17 protein-coding genes are annotated in these 17,537 nt (G+C 71.1%); 10 read left to right on the forward strand and 7 right to left on the reverse strand.

From position 1 onward, the window contains the following. The first annotated feature begins 206 nt into the window (after positions 1-206). The 4 genes from ettA (at position 207) to FHU34_RS07620 (ending at position 3,786) form a co-directional block, all read left to right on the forward strand. Entirely contained in the window at positions 207-1,883 is a 1,677-nt protein-coding gene (gene ettA / locus FHU34_RS07605) for an energy-dependent translational throttle protein EttA (RefSeq protein ID WP_145779325.1), read from the forward strand. A gap of 12 nt (positions 1,884-1,895) precedes the next feature. After that, on the forward strand, positions 1,896-2,345 hold the full coding sequence (locus FHU34_RS07610) for an acyl-CoA thioesterase (protein WP_145779326.1): 450 nt from the start codon (positions 1,896-1,898) through the stop codon (positions 2,343-2,345). Beyond that, positions 2,342-3,070: a DUF8185 domain-containing protein gene (locus FHU34_RS07615; RefSeq protein WP_145779327.1), complete on the forward strand. Its 729-nt coding sequence runs from the start codon at positions 2,342-2,344 to the stop codon at positions 3,068-3,070. The genes FHU34_RS07610 and FHU34_RS07615 overlap by 4 nt, the downstream gene beginning before the upstream one ends. A gap of 131 nt (positions 3,071-3,201) precedes the next feature. Next, positions 3,202-3,786: a type III secretion system chaperone family protein gene (locus tag FHU34_RS07620; RefSeq protein WP_145779328.1), complete on the forward strand. Its 585-nt coding sequence runs from the start codon at positions 3,202-3,204 to the stop codon at positions 3,784-3,786. A 22-nt stretch (positions 3,787-3,808) separates the two neighbouring features. On the opposite strand, the gene FHU34_RS07625 is transcribed toward FHU34_RS07620, so the two are convergent. The 3 genes from FHU34_RS07625 to FHU34_RS07635 form a co-directional block, all read right to left on the reverse strand. Continuing rightward, complete coding sequence (locus tag FHU34_RS07625) at positions 3,809-4,237, reverse strand: globin (RefSeq protein ID WP_145779329.1); 429 nt, start codon at positions 4,235-4,237, stop codon at positions 3,809-3,811. A 131-nt stretch (positions 4,238-4,368) separates the two neighbouring features. Further along, positions 4,369-5,748: an MFS transporter gene (locus FHU34_RS07630; RefSeq protein WP_145779330.1), complete on the reverse strand. Its 1,380-nt coding sequence runs from the start codon at positions 5,746-5,748 to the stop codon at positions 4,369-4,371. Positions 5,749-5,981: 233 nt separating this feature from the next. Further along, positions 5,982-7,040, reverse strand: coding sequence for a mechanosensitive ion channel family protein (locus FHU34_RS07635; RefSeq protein WP_145779331.1), 1,059 nt, complete (start codon positions 7,038-7,040; stop codon positions 5,982-5,984). Positions 7,041-7,452: 412 nt separating this feature from the next. Here FHU34_RS07635 and FHU34_RS07640 point away from each other — a divergent pair, with 412 nt between their 5' ends. After that, entirely contained in the window at positions 7,453-7,989 is a 537-nt protein-coding gene (locus tag FHU34_RS07640; protein WP_030333470.1) for an HNH endonuclease, read from the forward strand. 40 nt (positions 7,990-8,029) lie between these two features. Here FHU34_RS07640 and FHU34_RS07645 read toward each other — a convergent pair whose 3' ends face one another. Then, positions 8,030-9,616 (reverse strand): DUF6194 family protein, encoded by a 1,587-nt coding sequence (locus FHU34_RS07645; RefSeq protein WP_145779332.1) that lies wholly within the window; start codon positions 9,614-9,616, stop codon positions 8,030-8,032. A 54-nt stretch (positions 9,617-9,670) separates the two neighbouring features. Here FHU34_RS07645 and FHU34_RS07650 point away from each other — a divergent pair, with 54 nt between their 5' ends. Further along, positions 9,671-10,399 (forward strand): MerR family transcriptional regulator, encoded by a 729-nt coding sequence (locus FHU34_RS07650; RefSeq protein ID WP_145779333.1) that lies wholly within the window; start codon positions 9,671-9,673, stop codon positions 10,397-10,399. Here FHU34_RS07650 and FHU34_RS07655 read toward each other — a convergent pair. The 3 genes from FHU34_RS07655 to FHU34_RS07665 all read right to left on the reverse strand — a co-directional run bounded on the left by FHU34_RS07655 (position 10,390) and on the right by FHU34_RS07665 (position 12,340). Next, complete coding sequence (locus FHU34_RS07655) at positions 10,390-11,169, reverse strand: class F sortase (RefSeq protein WP_208745127.1); 780 nt, start codon at positions 11,167-11,169, stop codon at positions 10,390-10,392. The genes FHU34_RS07650 and FHU34_RS07655 overlap by 10 nt on opposite strands. Before the next feature lie 75 nt (positions 11,170-11,244). Further along, a complete protein-coding gene (locus FHU34_RS07660) occupies positions 11,245-11,769 on the reverse strand; it encodes a hypothetical protein (protein WP_208744940.1) in 525 nt (174 codons plus the stop codon). Positions 11,770-11,875: 106 nt separating this feature from the next. Beyond that, positions 11,876-12,340 (reverse strand): Lrp/AsnC family transcriptional regulator, encoded by a 465-nt coding sequence (locus tag FHU34_RS07665; RefSeq protein WP_145779335.1) that lies wholly within the window; start codon positions 12,338-12,340, stop codon positions 11,876-11,878. A gap of 148 nt (positions 12,341-12,488) precedes the next feature. Here FHU34_RS07665 and FHU34_RS07670 point away from each other — a divergent pair, with 148 nt between their 5' ends. Genes FHU34_RS07670 through FHU34_RS07685 form a run of 4 tightly spaced genes read left to right on the forward strand, consistent with a single transcriptional unit; the run spans position 12,489 to position 17,525 of the window. After that, positions 12,489-13,391, forward strand: a complete 903-nt coding sequence (locus FHU34_RS07670; RefSeq protein WP_145785479.1) for a tryptophan 2,3-dioxygenase — start codon at positions 12,489-12,491, stop codon at positions 13,389-13,391. A gap of 14 nt (positions 13,392-13,405) precedes the next feature. Beyond that, the gene (kynU, locus tag FHU34_RS07675) at positions 13,406-14,686 is read left to right on the forward strand and encodes a kynureninase (RefSeq protein ID WP_145779336.1); all 1,281 of its coding nucleotides are present in this window, start codon (positions 13,406-13,408) and stop codon (positions 14,684-14,686) included. Beyond that, on the forward strand, positions 14,683-16,020 hold the full coding sequence (locus FHU34_RS07680) for an FAD-dependent oxidoreductase (RefSeq protein ID WP_145779337.1): 1,338 nt from the start codon (positions 14,683-14,685) through the stop codon (positions 16,018-16,020). The genes kynU and FHU34_RS07680 overlap by 4 nt, the downstream gene beginning before the upstream one ends. A 23-nt stretch (positions 16,021-16,043) precedes the next feature. Beyond that, on the forward strand, positions 16,044-17,525 hold the full coding sequence (locus FHU34_RS07685; protein WP_425280566.1) for a 2-hydroxymuconic semialdehyde dehydrogenase: 1,482 nt from the start codon (positions 16,044-16,046) through the stop codon (positions 17,523-17,525). Positions 17,526-17,537 lie beyond the last annotated feature (12 nt).

Here is a 17,537-nt window from a genome sequence, read left to right on the forward strand (position 1 = left end):
AAACCGTAATTTGCCTTACCGGGTTGGGCAAGGAGACGCGCCCCGCGTACTCCTGGGGCGGGGTGATGTGGGCGAAGCGCGCCGTACCTGTCAGGATTGACGATGGCGTGCGCGCGGCCGGCTCCTGGCCGGCGGCGGCGGGCGGTCCTCGCAGCCCGCGCCGCGCCGCCGATCAGCGACAGCAACCGACGGAGGTAGCCCGCACCGTGGCCCAGTACATCTACGTCCTGGAAAAGGCGCGCAAGGCGCACGGCGACAAGGTCGTGCTCGACAACGTGACGTTGAGCTTCCTGCCGGGGGCCAAGATCGGTGTGCTCGGTCCGAACGGCGCCGGCAAGTCCAGCCTTCTCAAGATCATGGCAGGGTTGGACAAGCCGAGCAACGGCGAGGCCCGGCTCATGCCCGGCTACACCGTCGGCATGCTCGCCCAGGAGCCCCCGCTCAACGAGGCCAAGACCGTGCTCGGCAACGTCGAGGAGGCGGTCGCCGAGACCAAGGCCAAGCTGGAGCGGTTCAACAAGATCGCCGAGCAGATGGCGACCGACTACTCCGACGAGCTGATGGAGGAGATGGGCAAGCTCCAGGAGGAGCTCGACCACCTCGACGCCTGGGACGTCGACTCCAAGCTCGAACTGGCCATGGACGCGCTGCGCTGCCCGCCGCCGGACGCCGACGTGACCCAGCTCTCCGGTGGTGAGCGTCGCCGGGTCGCCCTCTGCAAGCTGCTGCTGGAGGCGCCCGACCTGCTGCTGCTCGACGAGCCCACCAACCACCTGGACGCGGAGAGCGTCTCCTGGCTGGAGCAGCACCTGGCGAAGTACGCGGGCACCGTCATGGCGATCACCCACGACCGGTACTTCCTCGACAACGTGGCCAACTGGATCCTCGAGCTGGACCGTGGCCGGACCTACCCGTACGAGGGCAACTACTCCACCTACCTGGAGAAGAAGGCCGCCCGCCTGGCCGTCGAGGGCCGCCGCGACGCCAAGATGAAGAAGCGCCTCACCGAGGAGCTGGAGTGGGTCCGCTCCAACGCCAAGGCCCGGCAGACCAAGTCGAAGGCCCGCCTCGACCGGTACGACGAGATGGCCACCGAGGCGGAGAAGACCCGCAAGCTGGACTTCGAGGAGATCCAGATCCCGCCGGGCCCGCGCCTGGGCAGCACGGTGATCGAGGCGAACAACCTCAGCAAGGGCTTCGGCGACCGGCTGCTGATCGACAACCTGTCGTTCTCGCTGCCGCGCAACGGCATCGTCGGCATCATCGGCCCCAACGGCGTCGGCAAGACCACGCTGTTCAAGACCATCGTCGGGCTCGAGGAGCCGACCGGCGGCGAGGTCCGGGTCGGCCCCACCGTCTCGCTGTCGTACGTCGACCAGAACCGCGAGGGCCTCAACGGCGACAAGACCGTCTGGGAGGTCGTCTCCGACGGCCTGGACTACCTGATGGTGGGCAAGGTCGAGATGCCGTCGCGGGCGTACATCGCCGCGTTCGGCTTCAAGGGACCGGACCAGCAGAAGCCGACGAAGGTGCTCTCCGGTGGTGAGCGCAACCGGCTCAACCTGGCGCTGACCCTGAAGATCGGCGGCAACGTCATCCTGCTCGACGAGCCGACGAACGACCTGGACGTGGAGACGCTGTCCAGCCTGGAGAACGCCCTGCTGGAGTTCCCCGGCTGCGCCGTGGTCATCTCGCACGACCGGATGTTCCTGGACCGCGTCGCCACGCACATCCTGGCCTGGGAGGGCGACGACCAGGACCCGTCCAGGTGGTTCTGGTTCGAGGGCAACTTCGAGGCGTACGAGAAGAACAAGATCGACCGCCTCGGTGCGGAGGCTGCCCGGCCGCACCGGGTGACCTACCGCAAGCTGACCCGCGACTGACCGGCGGAAACGGTGTCCGACCGGTTCGTCTACCACTGCACGCTGCGCTGGTCCGACCTGGACGCGTACGGCCACGTCAACAACTCGCGCTTCCTCACCCTGTACGAGGAGGCGCGGGTGGCGTTGATGTTCGCCGGCGGCCGGGCCTGGGGGGTCGGCTCGTTCGCCGACGGGGTGGTGATCCGCCGACACGAGGTCGACTACCTGCGCCCGGTCGACTACGCGTTGGGTCGGGCCACCGCGGAGGCCGCGCCGACCGTCCGGATCGAGCTGTGGGTGGAGGAGATCCGGGCCTCCCGGTTCACCGTCGCCTACGAGTTGTACGACGGTGAGGTGCTGGCCAGCCGTGCCCGCTCGGTGCTGGTGCCGTTCGACCTGACCCGCCAGGTGCCCCGGCGGATCACTCCGGAGGAGCGGGACTTCCTGCTCACGTACGCCCCGCAGGGCGGAGGTGTGGTGTGACCCGACCGGGTACGACGGAGCCGGGCCGGGCGGCAGCGACCCCGACACACGGGGTCGCCGGGGTGGCGGACGCCGGTGCCTTCCTGGCCCGTCTGGTCCGGCTGGATCCGCTCGCACCGGTCCGGCTGCGTCCGGCCGGCGGCCCTGACCGGGTCGCCCTCTGGGCCCGGCTGCCCTGGCAGGTCCTGGTGGTCCGCACGGTGGCCGGCGGGCCGGCCGAGGACGTCACGGTGGCCGCCGCCGAGTTGCTGGCCGAGTTGGAGCGCGGTGGCGTGGCCCTGCCGACGCGTCGGGACGCGCAGTGGCGGTGGCCACTGCCCCCGGCGCGGAGCAGGCAGGTGGAGGTGCTGCCCGTCGTTGAGCTGCGCCGGATCGCGCAGGCAGCGGCGGGCACCCTGCGGACGGCCAGCGAGCAGGGAGTGGCCGGCCGCGCGGTGGGCCAGCGTGCTCTACGCGACGCGTTGCTCGACCACGTGGCGGTGCTGGTCACTCCGGAAGAGGCGCCCGCCGTCCCGGTGGAGGTGCCGCAGCGGCTGGTGCAGGCGGTGGTCCGGATGGGCTTCCTCGGGGCCGCTGACGGCCCGTCCGCCGGCCCCGGCGACCCCAACGTTCAGGTGCGGGTGGCGGGTCGCTGGGTCGGCCTGGTGGGACCATACGGAGCCGCATGGTCGCAGAAGGCCACGGATCTTGCCGTAACACCCCTGAGTACTCGTCCGAACGGATGACCCCTGGTCATTCTTCTGGGCTGGGGCGGTCGTTGGGGGGGTGCCTCAACTCGGCTGTCCGGGTACCGTCCATCCTCGGATCCAACGCACCGTAGGCGGCTGGATCCGCTGGGGAGTGAGGTGCGCGAGCAATGCCGTGGTGGTCATGGCGCCCCGGTCCCGCCGACGGCGGCGATCCGGAAACCCGAAGCGGGATCACGATGGAAAGCGCGGTCCGAATCGGGCCGCCCAGCCCTCGCCAGCCGGGCGACGACTGCCCGTCCAACGAGCGGCCCGTGCTGACCGAGATGCCCGCCACCGTCGAGGCGGTGAGTCTGCGCCGGGTCTGCGACGCACTCGACCTGCTCGACGTGCGCTATCTGGCCGACGGCGACGGCAACCTGCTGGCCATGTGGGAGCGGCACGCCGTGCTGGTCACCCTCGAAGGGCCAGAGGACGAGATCCTGGTCATGCGGGCACGCCCGCACGCCACGGTCCCGCCGGACTGGGCTGACCGGGCGTACCGGGTGGTGAACGAGTGGAACCACACCCGCCGGTTCTGCAAGGCGTACATCGGCGACCCGACCGAGCGAGGGCAGCTGCCGATCTACGCCGAGCTCCAGGTGCCGCTCGGTGCCGGCACCCACGACGCGCTGCTGGTCGAGATGCTCGACTGCGGCGCGGCGGTGGCCACCAGCTTCGTGGACTGGCTGCACGACGAGGGCGCGCTGCTCTGACGCCGCGCGCGCCCCGGCTGGGTCAGACGCCGTTGGCCGGGTCGTCCTCGACGTTGACCATGAAGTACGCGGCCCGCTCCAGGTAGTCCCAGAGCGTGGCGTCGATCTCCGGCTCCAGGTCGAGCCGGTCCACCGCGCGGCGCATGTTCCGCAACCAGGCGTCCCGCTCGGCCGCGCCGATCCGGAAGGGCGCGTGCCGCATCCGCAACCGCGGGTGGCCGCGCTGGGCGGAGTACGTGTTGGGGCCGCCCCAGTACTGCATCAGGAACAGGGTCATCCGCTCCGCGGCCGGCCCCAGGTCTTCCTCCGGATACATGGGCCGCAGCAGGGGATCGGTGGCGATACCGGCGTAGAACTCGTCGACCAGCCTGCGGAAGGTGGGCTCGCCGCCGACCGCTTCGAAGAGGGTCATCGACGCACCAGGACGGTCGGATTCACCTGCGGGGTTCACCGTTCCATCCTGCCAGGTGTGCTCCGCGCCGACCCGACCCGCACGGCGTGCGTCGGATCACGCCGGGTCGACGGGCCCGGATGCCCGAGATCGCCGACCCGGCCGGCTCGCGTCGGCGTCGGCCCGGCGAATCAGGTGACCGCGTGGCGGCGGTGTCCGTCGCCGGAACGCGGCTCGGGAGCGCCGGCCGTGCCACCGTTGCCGGGGCGCCCCGTGCTGTGAGGTGCTTCGGTGTTGGCCGCCGACGCCTCGGCGATCGCGTCGTCCACAGTCTGCCGGTCCGGCCAGCTCAGCGTGGCCACCGCCATGAGCACGACGCCAGCCGCACTCCAGAGCCCGACCACCACCGGGATGGGGAACCGATCGGCGAGCAGCCCGGTGGCCAGCACCGCGAGACCCTGGATGACCTGCACGCCGGAGGCCATCACACCGAAGGCGCGGGCGCGGAAGCCATTGGGCAGTGCCTGGACGAACAGCCCGTTGGCCATCGGCAGCATGCCGGCGACCGCGAAACCGCAGAGGGCGGCCAGCAACGCCACCACCAGCGGTGGCGGGTTCAACAGCGCCGGCACCAGCGCCAGCGGGGCGAAGACCGCGAGCGGCCGCATCAGCTTCATCCGGCGTGCCGGCCCGAAGAGCCGGCTCACCAGCAACCCGCCGAGGATGAAACCGACCGGGTTGGCCACCATGATCACCGCTTGGGCCGCACCCGTGCTCAGACCACCCTTGGCGCCCTCGTTGGCCCAGGCCGCGGCGAGGCCCTCGGGGACGATCGAGAAGAGCATGGCGCTGAACACCAGCACCGCGATCGACCGCAGCACCGGAGTGCCGAACACAATGCTGAAACCCTGGCGGGTCTCCCGCAGCAGATGGCTGCGGTGTGCGGGAGTCATGGACGCCGGCCGGTCCCGTACGCCGAGTCGCACCAGCAGCGCCGACAGGCCGAACGTCGCCGCGTTGAACAGCAACGCGACCTCCGGGTCGATCGAGGCGACGGCGGCGCCGAACACGTACCCGACGACCTGGGCGGCCTGCCCGATGCTGCTGTTGAGGGACAGCCCGAGCACCAGCCGGTCCCCGCTGAGCATCTGCGGCATCAGCGCGGACTTCGCCGCCTGGCTCGGCGGATTGGCCAGCGTGGCCGCGAAGATCAGCGCCAGCACCGCCTGATACGGCAGGGTGGGGATGGCGATCAGCAGCATCAACGCCATCCGGATGACGTCACACGCCACCATCACCCGTCGGTACGGATACCGCTCCGCGAGCGCGGCGAGCACGGGACCACCGAGCAACCAGGGCAGGAAACTGACGGCGAAGGCGGTTGCGGAGAGTGCGACGGAGCGGGTCTGCTGGTAGACCAGAAGGGTGACGGCTGCCTTCGCGACGTAGTCGCCGACCCAGGAGAGCGCGCCAGCAACGAAGACGGCCCGAAACTCGTGCTGGGCGAACACCTCGCGAAATGTGGCTGGGCCTTCCGCGGAAGGTCGTTCGTCGGGCACCGTCGCCTCCATCGGCCCCGGTTTGGCCGCTCGTGGCAGCCCGGCCGGAAGCACTCGTCAGATCTGCGGATCAGCGAGGATGTGATCACGCTCCGGCGGGAACGCGTGCCCCGGATTCTGCCCGATCGTCTGACAACTAGCTAGGGCGAACGGATCGATCGTCGCTTCCCCGACTGAACGAACGGACGATACCTGAGGGGCCAGGCGGCTCGCGACCCCTGCATCGGCGGCCAGTTTCGCGTGGGTCAGGTGGCGCCGCCCTGACCGGTCTCGTTGTCGGACAACGGCCGGGTCGGCAGCCCGGGAAAGATACGGGCGGCAGCGATCTGCGCGGTGATCCCCGAGTTCTCCAGCGCCTCCGCGAGCCGCCGACGCAGCTCCCGGCCCACCGCGAACTGCCCGTCCGCTGTCGTCTTCACCACCGTCCGGATGACCGCCCCGTCGACAGTCACCTGCTCGACACCCAGCACCTCCGGCGCCTCGACGATCTCCGGCGAGAGCTCCGGGTCCACAGCGACCGAGGCCGCTGCGGTCCGCAGGACGGCGGTGGCCTCCTCGGTGCTGTTGAACCCGATCGGCAGGTCCACCACCACCAGGGCCCAGCCCTGGCTCTTGTTGCCCACCCGGATGATCTCGCCGTTGCGGATGTACCAGAGCACCCCGCGACCGTCGCGCACTGTGGTGACGCGCAGACCGACCGCCTCGACCACGCCCATCGCCTCACCCAGGTCGACGTTGTCGCCCACGCCGTACTGGTCCTCGATCAGCATGAAGAGGCCGGCGATCAGGTCCTTGACCAGGCTCTGCGCGCCGAAGCCCAGTGCCACGCCGGCGATCCCCGCGCTGGCCAGCAACGGAGCCAGGTCGAAGTTGAACTCGCGCAGGATCATCAGCAGGGCGATGCCGAAGACGAACGCGGTGGTCAGGCTTCGCAGCACGGATCCGATCGCCTCGGCGCGCTGCCGTCGCCGCTCGGGCACGAACTCGGCGGGGTCGACCGCCGCGCTGGGCACCCGTTCGCGCAGGGGGCGCAGCATCGTCGGCACCGCACCGTCGGTGGTCGTCCGGACCAGCCGGTTGATCGTCCGGTGCACCGCCCAGCGGGCCACCATCGCCAGTGCCAGGATCAGCAGCACCCGTAGCGGCTTGAGCAGGATCCAGTAACTGCCCTCGGCGAACCAGGCCGACCTGGTCAACTCGTACAGGAACTCGCAGGAGGAACTGCCCTGGCAGTTCACCGAAACGGCATCGGACAGGGCAAGGGGCGTCACGCTGGCGGCACTCACCTTGTCTTCGTACCGCAAGGGGCCGGAGGGTCCGTCGCCGACCCACCGGCCGGGTGACCTGTCGCCGTGGTCGGCATGCCGCTGCCAGTGCGGCGGGCTTGCCGATCATGCCCGTGACGATAGGGCCCGGTGTCATGCCTTCTGGTCGGCGACGGCCGTCGGAGCGTAGGTCAAGCGCTCCGGAGCTGACCAGCGGTCTCGACCAGTGCCCGGCAACGCCGGACTTCTCCCAGGTCGGCATGGCGATCGGGCCCGACGCGGATGATCCTCATACCCCATGAGGGATTAGTACGTGCAATCCGGGTTCCGATCAGGGACTATTGGCGCAACGGACGTCGGTGATCGGCCCGACGTCGATCGGTTGGGCCGTCGTGCCCTGCCCCGGTCGGCGGCGGTTCCCAGCAGCCGCTGAACCGGGAGGGTGATCGCGATGCCTGACATACGACCCACGGTGGGCTCCGGCGCGTTGGTCCTCAACGCCACCTACGAGCCGCTGTGTGTCGTGTCGGTGCGCCGAGCCGCGATCCTCGTCCTCTCCGCCAAGGCAGTCTGCGTCGCCGACGGCGACGGCATCCTGCACAGCGCCCGCGACGCGCTGCCGGTGCCGTCAGTGGTCCGGTTGACGCGCTTCGTCCGGGTGCCCTACCGAACGCACGTCGGGCTGTCGCGACGTGCGATCTTCGCCCGGGACGGGTGGCGGTGCGCCTACTGCCGAGGTCCGGCCGAGACCATCGACCATGTCTTTCCGCGCAGCCGGGGTGGCCGGCACGCCTGGGAGAACGTGGTCGCCGCGTGCGCCCGCTGCAACCACACCAAGGGTGACAAGACCCCGGCCGAGATGGGCTGGCGGTTGCACGCGTTACCGGCCGCGCCGAAGGGCACCGCCTGGCGGGTCCTCGGGCACCGCGCGCCCGACCCCCGCTGGGCCGACTGGCTCGACCTGCGCGAGCCCGAAGCCGCGGCCTGATTCCCCGTCGCGGTCGGGACCGAGGCGCATGATGACCGGCTCACTCCTGCTGGTCGGCTGTCCGGCGTGCCGCGCGCTCGTGCCGCTCTGTCGCGCGGGCGTGCGCGATGGCGAGTAGCCGGTCGATCTCGGGCAGCATCTGCGGGCCGGGCATGACGACGCTGCCGAAGGCGTACAGGGCGTAGCACGGGTGCGGCAGGAGGGTGTCCAGCCGGGCGAAGTCGAATGCGTCCCGGTGGTCCTCGAACGCCTTGGGCGGAAAGCCGAACAGCCGCTCGAACTCGGCTCGGCCCAGGTCCAGGTTGAGGCGGAAGACCCCGGGTCGGTCCAGCTGGGAGGCCTCGTCGAAGCCGGGCACGTCGTGCTCGACGATGGTGGCGAACGGCTGACGTCGGTCCGGACCGACAGAGAAGAACCGGTCGCCCCAGGCGCCCTCCGGCGAGCCGTTCTCCTCGCTCGCCACCACCTGCTCGACGCCGGGAAGCGCGAGGATGCGAGCGGCGAGCACATTCGGGTCGACGCCGGTCGGGATGTGCAGGACGGCGTCGGCGTTCTCGACGGCGGCCTGATCCAGTGGGAAGTACCGGTAGTCGTGCTCCCGCCGTTCCGCTGGGCCGATGTCGGAGGCTCGGACATAGCCGGGAAGGCTGACCGTCTGCTGGAGTCTGCCCTCGTAGGTCGACGCGGCGGGTGCCGCGATGTCGAGCGCCGGGCTCACGCCGAGGCTGCCGACGATCACCGCGTACCGGTCACCCAGCAGCGATGCGACGATCGCGCCGGCACCCGCCCACGACATCTCCGTTCCGCCCATCGTCATCGTGCTCCCGTGACGCTGGAGGTGCGTGTTGTGCGCGAAGACCAGCGTCGGCCCACGGTCTGCCTCGGCCGCCCGGATCGCGAGCAGGTTCTCGGCCATCAGCGCGTCCCGCACCCCGGCCAAACGGGCGAAGCGCTCCTCCGGCGGCAGTGGCGCGGCGGCCGCGGCGTGGTAGCGCAGCAGGGCGACCGCGGACGTGGCGTGGACGAATGCCGCCTGCCAGCCCTCGGGTCGCCGAGGGGCCTGGAGGTACAGCTCGGTCAGCAGGTCGTCGGCGAGCACCCGCAGACGCTGGGCGTCGGTCGAGCGCCCGACTGACCTGCCCGGCTCCCAGATCGCGGCGGTGTCGCTCCACCGCTCCTCGTCCCCGACCAGGGCATCGATCTCCGCCTCCCGGTCGTCGCAGAGGAAGTGGCACACCCGGGTGAGGTGGCGCCGCGGACTCGGGGCGCCCTCGATCTCCAGCGGGGCGTCGAAGCCGTGGAACCTCAGGCGCTCGCGGTCCGGCCGACCGGCGTTCCACTCGCGCATGCGCAGGAGCAGGTCACGGTTGGCCGGTGCGCTGCCGAACCCGTGGCTGAACCCCTCGGTGAGCGCGCGGTCGAGCGGCACGGCCGCGCCGTGGACGAACTCGTCCGCGATCAGTCCTGCGGCCCGGTCGCTCTCCAGGGCGATCGACCGGTAGCCATGCTCGGCCAGCGTCAGGAAGGCCTCGTTGCGGAGCTGGAGGAAGGCGGACTCGCCGTGCGTCGGCTCGCCGAGCGCCAGCAGGGACGGTGATCCGACGAGCAGGTCGAGAAGGGTGGTCATTGCATCAACCGTATCGTTGAACCACCCGTTTAAGCTTCCGAGCGAAGGAGCGCGGTGGAGGCTGTCAAACCCTCAAACGGCGGTAAGTACCGGCCGGTCGATCTGGCGCGCCGGCACGGGCTCTCCGCGCAGGCTGTCCGCAACTACGAGCGGGAGGGCGTCCTGCCGCCCGCCGAACGCACCTTGAACGGCTACCGTCGGTTCACCGAGGTGCACGCCAAGGCGTTGAGCGCCTACCTGGCGCTGATCGTGGGCCACGGTCATGCGGCGAGCGGCGACATCATGCGCGCCGTCAACCGGGGCGAGATCGACACGGCTCTGCGCACGATCGACCAGAGTCACGGCCTGCTGCACCGCGACCGGGAAACCCTGGACGCGGTCGAGACGGCGGTCGCGACGCTCGTCGGGGCAGAGCCCGCACCGCAGACTCGAGCTGCCGTACCGATCAGCGTGGTGGCACACCGGCTCGGTCTGCGACCCGCGACCCTGCGCAAGTGGGAGCTGGCCGGCGTTCTGCGCCCGCAGCGCGACCCCGGCACCCGGCACCGCGTCTACGCACCTGACGACGTCCGGGACGCGGAACTCGCCCACCTGCTCCGCAGGGGTGGCTACCGGCTCGACCACATCGCCACCGTGCTGCGTCGGGTACGCGACGCCGGCGGCGCCGAAGCACTCGCCGGATCACTGAGCCAGTGGCGGAAACGGCTCACCGAGCGCGGTCAGGCCATGCTCACCGGGGCCGGACGGCTCGCCGAGTACCTCGACAGCCGACCTCAGCCATGACGTGCCTTGACCAGCGACGCGAAGACCACCACGTTGTCCGAGTAGCCGGTCTCACCGCCGACCCACTGGCCGCCGCAGGTGATCAGCCGCAGGCTCGGGCGGCTGAAGTCGCCGTACACCTCGTCCACCGGCAGTCGCCCCTTGTCGAACCGTTCCACCGAATCCACCTCGAAGACCGCCACGCTCTGGTCGGTGCGGGTGACCTCGATCTGGTCACCGGAGCGCAGTTCGCGGAGCTGGTGGAAGACGGCCGGCCCGCTGGTGGTGTCGACGTGCCCGACGATCACCGCCGGGCCGTACTGGCCGGGGGTGGGCCCCTGGTCGTACCAGCCGGCCTCCTGGGCGCGGGTCGCGTCCGGTACGGCGATGGTGCCGTCCGGGGCGATGCCCACGTCGTGCACCGGTGCCCGCAGGTCGATCTTCTCGATGGCGAGGCTGGTCGGTCGGCTCGACGACAGCACCGGGAACTTCTTCGGCGGCTGCCGCAGGCCGGCGCTGATCCGGTCCGGCAACAAACTCATGCCGGTCACCTGCTCGACGCCGAGCATCGCCACGATCAGCACCATCAGCGTGGCGACGGCCAGCACCGGCAGTCCCGGGCTCGTACCGAAGCGGCGTCGGGTCGACGGCGACGGTGCTCCGGCCGGACGCCTCGGTGACAGTGGCTGGGCGGCCGGATCGGTGGTGGTGACGCTGGCCAACCCGGCCTGCCCGGCGACCCGACGCAACCGGCGGGAGGCACGGGCCACCAGCCGGCCGGACGCGCGCAGCGCCGGCCCGGCCCGGAGGCGGGCGCGGCGGTCCGGCCGCGCACGCGCGGATCTGCGGGTCATGGGTCGTCCGGCTCAGGAGCCGGCTCCGCTCCGACGCCGACCGCCGGCCATGCCGAGCGCGATGGCGGTGCCTACCAGTGCCACGCCGCCGAGCACCAGCAGCGAGCCGGTGCCGCGACCGCCGGCCGTCCCACCGCCCCCGGTCGCCGGTCCCTTGCTGGGTGAGGCCATGTTCAGCACGGTCAGCGTGGTCGAGGCCGTCTGCCCGTTCTCGCAGCGCAGGTCGACCGGGTAGTCACCGGCCTGCTTGTCCCTCGGGATGGAGGCCTGCGCGGTCAGGAAGCCCTTGTCCGGCCTGAGCGTCACGTGCCCGAACGCGTCGGAGTGGACGCTGGACTGCCGGCTGTTGTTGTCGTTGTCGCAGTTCGCCCGGATGGTGACCCGACTGCCGGCTTGGGCGCTGTTCGGTGTCACCTCGACGAAGGTGTTCTCACCGGCACGCGCCGGGGCGGCCGACATCAGGACGAACGCCCCGATCAGCCCCACCAGTGTCAATACGGACGAGAGCGCGCGGTTGACAGTGCGGATTCCCTGCATGATTACCCCCCAACCGGCGACGACCGCCGGAACCCTCCCCTGGGCACGCGCGCTGCTTTCCCGCTGGCGCGGGGGCAAACCCGCAGGCGGGCAGGGGTGGGGTGGGTCAGCGTTGGCGCGGGGTGGCAGGGGCCGAGGGGAGCGGGGTGATCGGCTGCCAGCCCAGCGGGGAGGAGAGGACCATCGTGCTGGACGGTTGGCCGTACGGGGCGAGCCGGTCGATCACTCCCTCGAACGCGCCGATCGACCCGGCGGCCACCTTCAGCACGCTGCACGCGTCCCCGGTGATCCGGTGGATCTCCAGGATCTCCGGCCAGCCCGCGACGGACGAGTCGTGCAGGATGCACCGCGCGCCGTAGCAGGACATCCGGATCAGGGCGACCACCGTGCGACCGGCCCGGCTGAGGTCGACGTGGGCGTGGTAGCCGGTGATGACGCCCGACTCCTCCAGCCTGCGGACCCGCTCCGCGACGGACGGTGGCGACAGGTGCACCCGCCGGGACAGCTCGCTGAAGGAGAGCCGCGCGTCGGCCTGCAACTCGCGCAGCAGCGCCCAGTCCATGTCGTCCACGCTCAGACCTTACTTTCGTGAACCGACTTCGCCTAGTTGCCTTTGGTTCGCCAGGAGATGGCGGCGAGAGCCGTTGATTTGGCATTCCACAGGCCGTTCCGACCGCGGGATCATGACGTCGGCCAGTCCGGGGGAGGGAGACGAGATGGTGGATCAGACGGAGCGGCGGGCGCCGAACCGCCGCGCCACGGTGCGACCGGTGACCCCTGTGCAGCGTGCGCAGCAGGCGGAACGTACCGGCGGCGAGCCGACGCTGGAGTTCGCCGACATGGTGCCGTACGACGCGTACGTGCAGGCCAGCGCCCTGCACCAGATGCAGCACCCGCTCAGCAGCGACCCGGGCGAGATGTCCTTCCTCATGGTCAGTCAGATCATGGAGCTGTACTTCGGGTTGACCTGCCACGAGCTGCGGGAGACCCAACGGTTGATCCGCGCCGACCAGGTCTGGGAGTCGTTGGCCCCGTTGCGCCGGGCCAAGCTGCACCTGGAAGGGCTCAATGCCGCCTGGCAGGGTCTGCGCTGGATGAGCCCGGCCGACTTCAACCGGTTCCGCAACCTGCTCGGCGAGGCCTCCGGCTTCCAGTCGGCCATGTACCGGCAGTTGGAGTTTCTCCTCGGGCTGCGCGACCCGACGCTGATCCGACCGTTCCGTCGGCAGACCGAGGTGTACGCCGCGTTGACCACCGCGCTGGCCGCCCCGAGCCTCTGGGACGACGTGGTCGCGCTGCTCGCCCGGCGTGGCTTCGACCTCCCCGCCGACCTGCTCGACCGGGACGTGGCCGTCGAACACGATCCCCAGCCGTCGGTGGAGGCGGCCTGGGTGCGGATCTACGACGACGCTTCCCCGGACAACCACCTGCGGATGCTCGGCGAGGCGCTGAGCGCGGTGGCCGAGGAGTTCGGCGACTGGCGCTGGAACCACGTCAAGGCGGTGCAGCGGACGATGGGTGCGAAGGTCGGCAGCGGAGGCTCCGCCGGCCTGGCGTGGCTGCAACGCAGCATGGCCCGGGTGGTCTTCCCGGAGCTGTGGTCGGCCCGCACCGCGATGTGACCGGAGAGCGAGACATGCACACCCCTGTTCAAGAAGCACACCGCCTGGACGAGTCCGACCCGGGCCACCGGCACCTGTTCCACGTGCCGCCGGCAGACGGCGGCGACCACAGCGAGTCGGCGTATCTCGCCGGCAACTCGCTCGGCCTGCAACCCCGGGCCACCCGCGACGAACTCCTCGCCGACCTGGACGCCTGGGGGCGGCTCGGCGTCGAGGGGCACGTCGAGGCGGAGCGCGCCTGGTTGCCGTACCACGAGCTGTTGACCGCGCCGGCCGCGCGACTGGTCGGCGGCCGGCCCGCGGAGACCGTGGTGATGAACTCGCTCACTGTCAACCTGCACCTGCTGATGGTCAGTTTCTACCGCCCGGCCGGCGCCCGCACCCGCATCGTCATCGAGGACGCCGCGTTCCCCTCGGACAGCTACGCGGTGCGCAGCCAGGCCCGGTTCCACGGCCTGGACCCGGACGACACCGTGGTCCGGCTGCGCCCGCGCGACGGCGAGACCTCGCTGCGCACCGAGGACGTGACCGACTACCTTGCCGCCGAGGGCGACCGGGTTGCCCTGGTGCTGCTCGGCGGGGTCAACTACCTCACCGGTGAGCTGCTGGACATCCCGGCGATCACGGCTGCCGGGCGGGCTGCCGGCGCGGTGGTCGGTTGGGATCTGGCCCACGCGGTCGGCAACGTGCCGCTGGCCCTGCACGACTGGGACGTCGACTTCGCCGCCTGGTGCTCCTACAAGTACCTGAACTCCGGCCCGGGTGCCCTGGCGGGTGTCTTCGTGCACGAGCGGCACCTCGGCGATCCGGACCTGCCCCGTTTCGAGGGTTGGTGGAGCACCGCGGCGGCCACCCGGTTCGAGATGACGCCGGTATCCCGGCCACCGGCCACTGTGGAGGCCTGGCAGATCTCCAACCCGCCGATCTTCGCGATGGGCCCGGTGCGTACCTCACTGGAGCTGTTCGACACTGTCGGCATGCCGGCGCTGCGGGCCCGCAGCCTGCGACTCACCGGCTGGTTGGAGTCGCTGCTCGACGAGGTCGTCGTCGACCGGCCGCTGCGCGTGGTCACCCCGCGCGACCCCGCCCGGCGTGGCTGCCAACTCTCGGTGCGCATCGGCGCCGGCAGCGCCGCCGAGCTGACCAAACGCCTGCGGTACGAGCACGGCGTCATCGCCGATGCCCGTGAACCGGACATCGTCCGGTTCGCCCCGGTGCCGCTCTACTCCACGTACCTCGACTGCTGGCGTGCCGCTGCCGCGTTGGCGGCTACGGTGGGCCGGGTGACCTCATGACGAAGCAGCGCGACGAGGTCGCGATCATCGGTGCCGGGCTGGCCGGCTGTCTGGCCGCGTGCTTCCTGGCCCGACGGGGCTATCCGGTGGCCCTCTACGAGCGCCGCTCCGACCCACGCAACGGCACGGCCGAGCGGGGCCGCTCGATCAACCTGGCGCTCTCCGAGCGCGGCCTGGACGCGTTGCGCCGCATCGGGCTCGCCGAGCAGGTCATGACCGACGCGCTGCCGATGCGGGGCCGGATGATCCACCCGGTCGAGGGGGAGCAGCAGTTCCAGTCGTACAGCGCCGCCGGTGACCGGGCGATCAACTCGATCAGTAGGGGCGCGTTGAACAACGCCCTGCTGGACGAGGCCGCCGCGCTGCCCGGGGTGCGGGTCGTCTTCGACCACCGGCTCGTCGGGCTCGACCCGACCGACGGCTCGCTGAGCTTCGACACCCCGCAGGGCACTGTCGCGGCCAAGGCGTCGGTGGTGCTGGGCGCCGACGGGGCCGGCTCCGCGGTGCGGGGGCAGTTGCTCGCGTACGGGCTGCTGGACGAGAGCGTGGACTTCCTCGACTACGGCTACAAGGAGTTGACGATCCCGCCGCTGGGCGGTGACTTCGCCCTGGACCCGGACGCCCTGCACATCTGGCCGCGGGGCACCTCGATGATGATCGCGCTGCCGAACCCGGACCGCTCCTTCACCTGCACGCTGTTCTGGCCCAACGACGGTGCCGGCAGCTTCGCCTCGCTGACCGGCCCGGCGGAGATCGAACGGCACTTCGCCGAGCACTACCCGGACGTCGTTCCGCTGGCCCCGGACCTGGTCGACGACTACCAGCAGAACCCGGTGGGCGTGCTCGGCACGGTCCGCTGCACGCCCTGGCAGGTCAACGGGAACGTCGGTCTGCTGGGAGACGCGGCGCACGCGATCGTGCCCTTCTACGGTCAGGGTGCCAACTGCGCGTTCGAGGACGTGGTCGAGTTGGACCGCTGCCTGGACGAGTGCGCCGACGACTGGGCGGCGGCGTTGCCGCTGTTCCAGCGACGCCGGCAGGAGAACGCCGAGGCCATCGCGACGATGGCGCTGACCAACTTCGTGGAGATGCGGGACAAGGTCGCCTCGCCGGTCTTCCAGGCCCGGCGGCGGGTGGAGCACGCTCTGGAACGGGCCCTGCCCGGCCGGTACGTTTCGCAGTACGAACTGGTGTCGTTCTCCACCACCCCGTACGCGGAGGTGCGCCGCCGGGTGCGCCGGCAGCACCGGGTGCTCGGCGCGGTCGTCGGCGGAGCTGCGGTGCTGCTGGTCGGCGCGATCGGCGCGGCACTCAGTCGAGGGAGGCGAGCATGACCGGCACCTGGGATCCACAATTGATGGCCGGCCACGGGCACGGCGAACCGCAGCGGCTGCGCAACTTCGTCGCCGGTGAGTTCGTCGACGGAGGGTCGACGTTCACGAAGGCCAGCCCGGTGACCGGCGAGCAGGTCTTCGAGGTCGTCGAGGCGTCGAAGTCCACGGTGGACGATGCGGTGGCCGCCGCCCGGGCGGCGCTACGCGGGCCGTGGGGCCGGATGGGCGAGCGGGAACGGGCCGAGGTGCTGCGCCGGGTCGCCGACGAGCTGGAGCGCCGCTTCGACGACCTGGTCACCGCCGAGGTCGCCGACACCGGCAAGTCCATCGCGCAGGCCCGCACGCTGGACATCCCTCGTGGGGCGGCGAACTTCCGGGCGTTCGCGGAGATCGTGGCGACCGCGCCCACCGAGTCGTTCACGACTGTCACCCCGACCGGCGGCCGGGCGCTCAACTACGCGGTGCGGAAGCCGGTCGGCGTGGTCGCTGTCATCGTGCCGTGGAACCTGCCGCTGCTGCTGCTCACCTGGAAGGTGGCCCCGGCGTTGGCCTGCGGCAACGCCGTGGTGGTCAAGCCCAGCGAGGAGACGCCCGCCTCGGCGACGCTGCTCGCCGAGGTGATGGCCGCCGCAGGCGTGCCGGAGGGCGTGTTCAACCTGGTGCACGGGTTCGGGCCGGACTCGGCGGGGGAGTTCCTCACCCGCCACCCGGGTGTGGACGCGATCACCTTCACCGGCGAGTCGGCCACCGGCGGCGCGATCATGCGGGCCGCCGCCGACGGCGTGAAGGCGGTGAGCTTCGAGCTGGGCGGCAAGAACGCCGGCCTGGTCTTCGCCGACGCCGACCTGGACGCCGCGGTGGCCGGCTCGGTGCGGTCCAGCTTCACCAACGGCGGGCAGGTGTGCCTCTGCACCGAGCGCATCTACGTGCAGCGTCCGGTCTTCGAGGAGTTCACCGCCCGACTGGCGAAGCGGGCCGGCGAGCTGGCGTACGGCTGGCCGACCGACGAGGCGACCGCCACCATGCCGCTGATCTCCCACCAGCACCGGGCGAAGGTGCTCGGCGCGTACGACCTGGCCCGGGCCGAGGGCGCCGAGGTGCTGACCGGCGGCGGCTCGCCCACCTTCGGCGACACCCGCGACGGCGGGTCGTACGTGCAGCCGACGGTGCTCACCGGGCTCGGCCCGGACGCCCGCACCAACCGCGAGGAGATCTTCGGCCCGGTGGTGCACGTCGCGCCGTTCGACACCGAGGACGAGGCGTACGCCCTCGCGAACGGCACCGAGTACGGCCTTGCGGCTACCGTGTGGACCCGGGACGTGGGTGTCGCGCACCGGGCCGGTGCCCGGCTGGACGCCGGCATCGTCTGGGTCAACACGTGGTTCCTTCGTGACCTGCGTACCCCGTTCGGCGGGGTGAAGGCGTCCGGCATCGGCCGCGAGGGCGGCGTGCACTCGCTGAACTTCTACTCCGAACTGACGAACGTCTGCGTGGACCTGTCGTGAGCCGTAGCGAGG

This window comes from Micromonospora taraxaci (assembly GCF_007830095.1).
GTDB classification, from domain to species: domain Bacteria; phylum Actinomycetota; class Actinomycetes; order Mycobacteriales; family Micromonosporaceae; genus Micromonospora; species Micromonospora taraxaci.

Excerpts from the sequence above, each read along its gene's own strand:
- FHU34_RS07680 (WP_145779337.1), top strand. The coding sequence starts at position 14,683 with ATGACGAAGCAGCGCGACGAGGTCGCGATCATCGGTGCCGGGCTGGCC.
- FHU34_RS07630 (WP_145779330.1), bottom strand. The coding sequence starts at position 5,748 with ATGGAGGCGACGGTGCCCGACGAACGACCTTCCGCGGAAGGCCCAGCC.
- FHU34_RS07660 (WP_208744940.1), bottom strand. The coding sequence starts at position 11,769 with ATGCAGGGAATCCGCACTGTCAACCGCGCGCTCTCGTCCGTATTGACA.
- FHU34_RS07620 (WP_145779328.1), top strand. The coding sequence starts at position 3,202 with ATGCCGTGGTGGTCATGGCGCCCCGGTCCCGCCGACGGCGGCGATCCG.
- FHU34_RS07685 (WP_425280566.1), top strand. The coding sequence starts at position 16,044 with ATGGCCGGCCACGGGCACGGCGAACCGCAGCGGCTGCGCAACTTCGTC.
- FHU34_RS07645 (WP_145779332.1), bottom strand. The coding sequence starts at position 9,616 with ATGACCACCCTTCTCGACCTGCTCGTCGGATCACCGTCCCTGCTGGCG.
- FHU34_RS07640 (WP_030333470.1), top strand. The coding sequence starts at position 7,453 with ATGCCTGACATACGACCCACGGTGGGCTCCGGCGCGTTGGTCCTCAAC.
- kynU (WP_145779336.1), top strand. The coding sequence starts at position 13,406 with ATGCACACCCCTGTTCAAGAAGCACACCGCCTGGACGAGTCCGACCCG.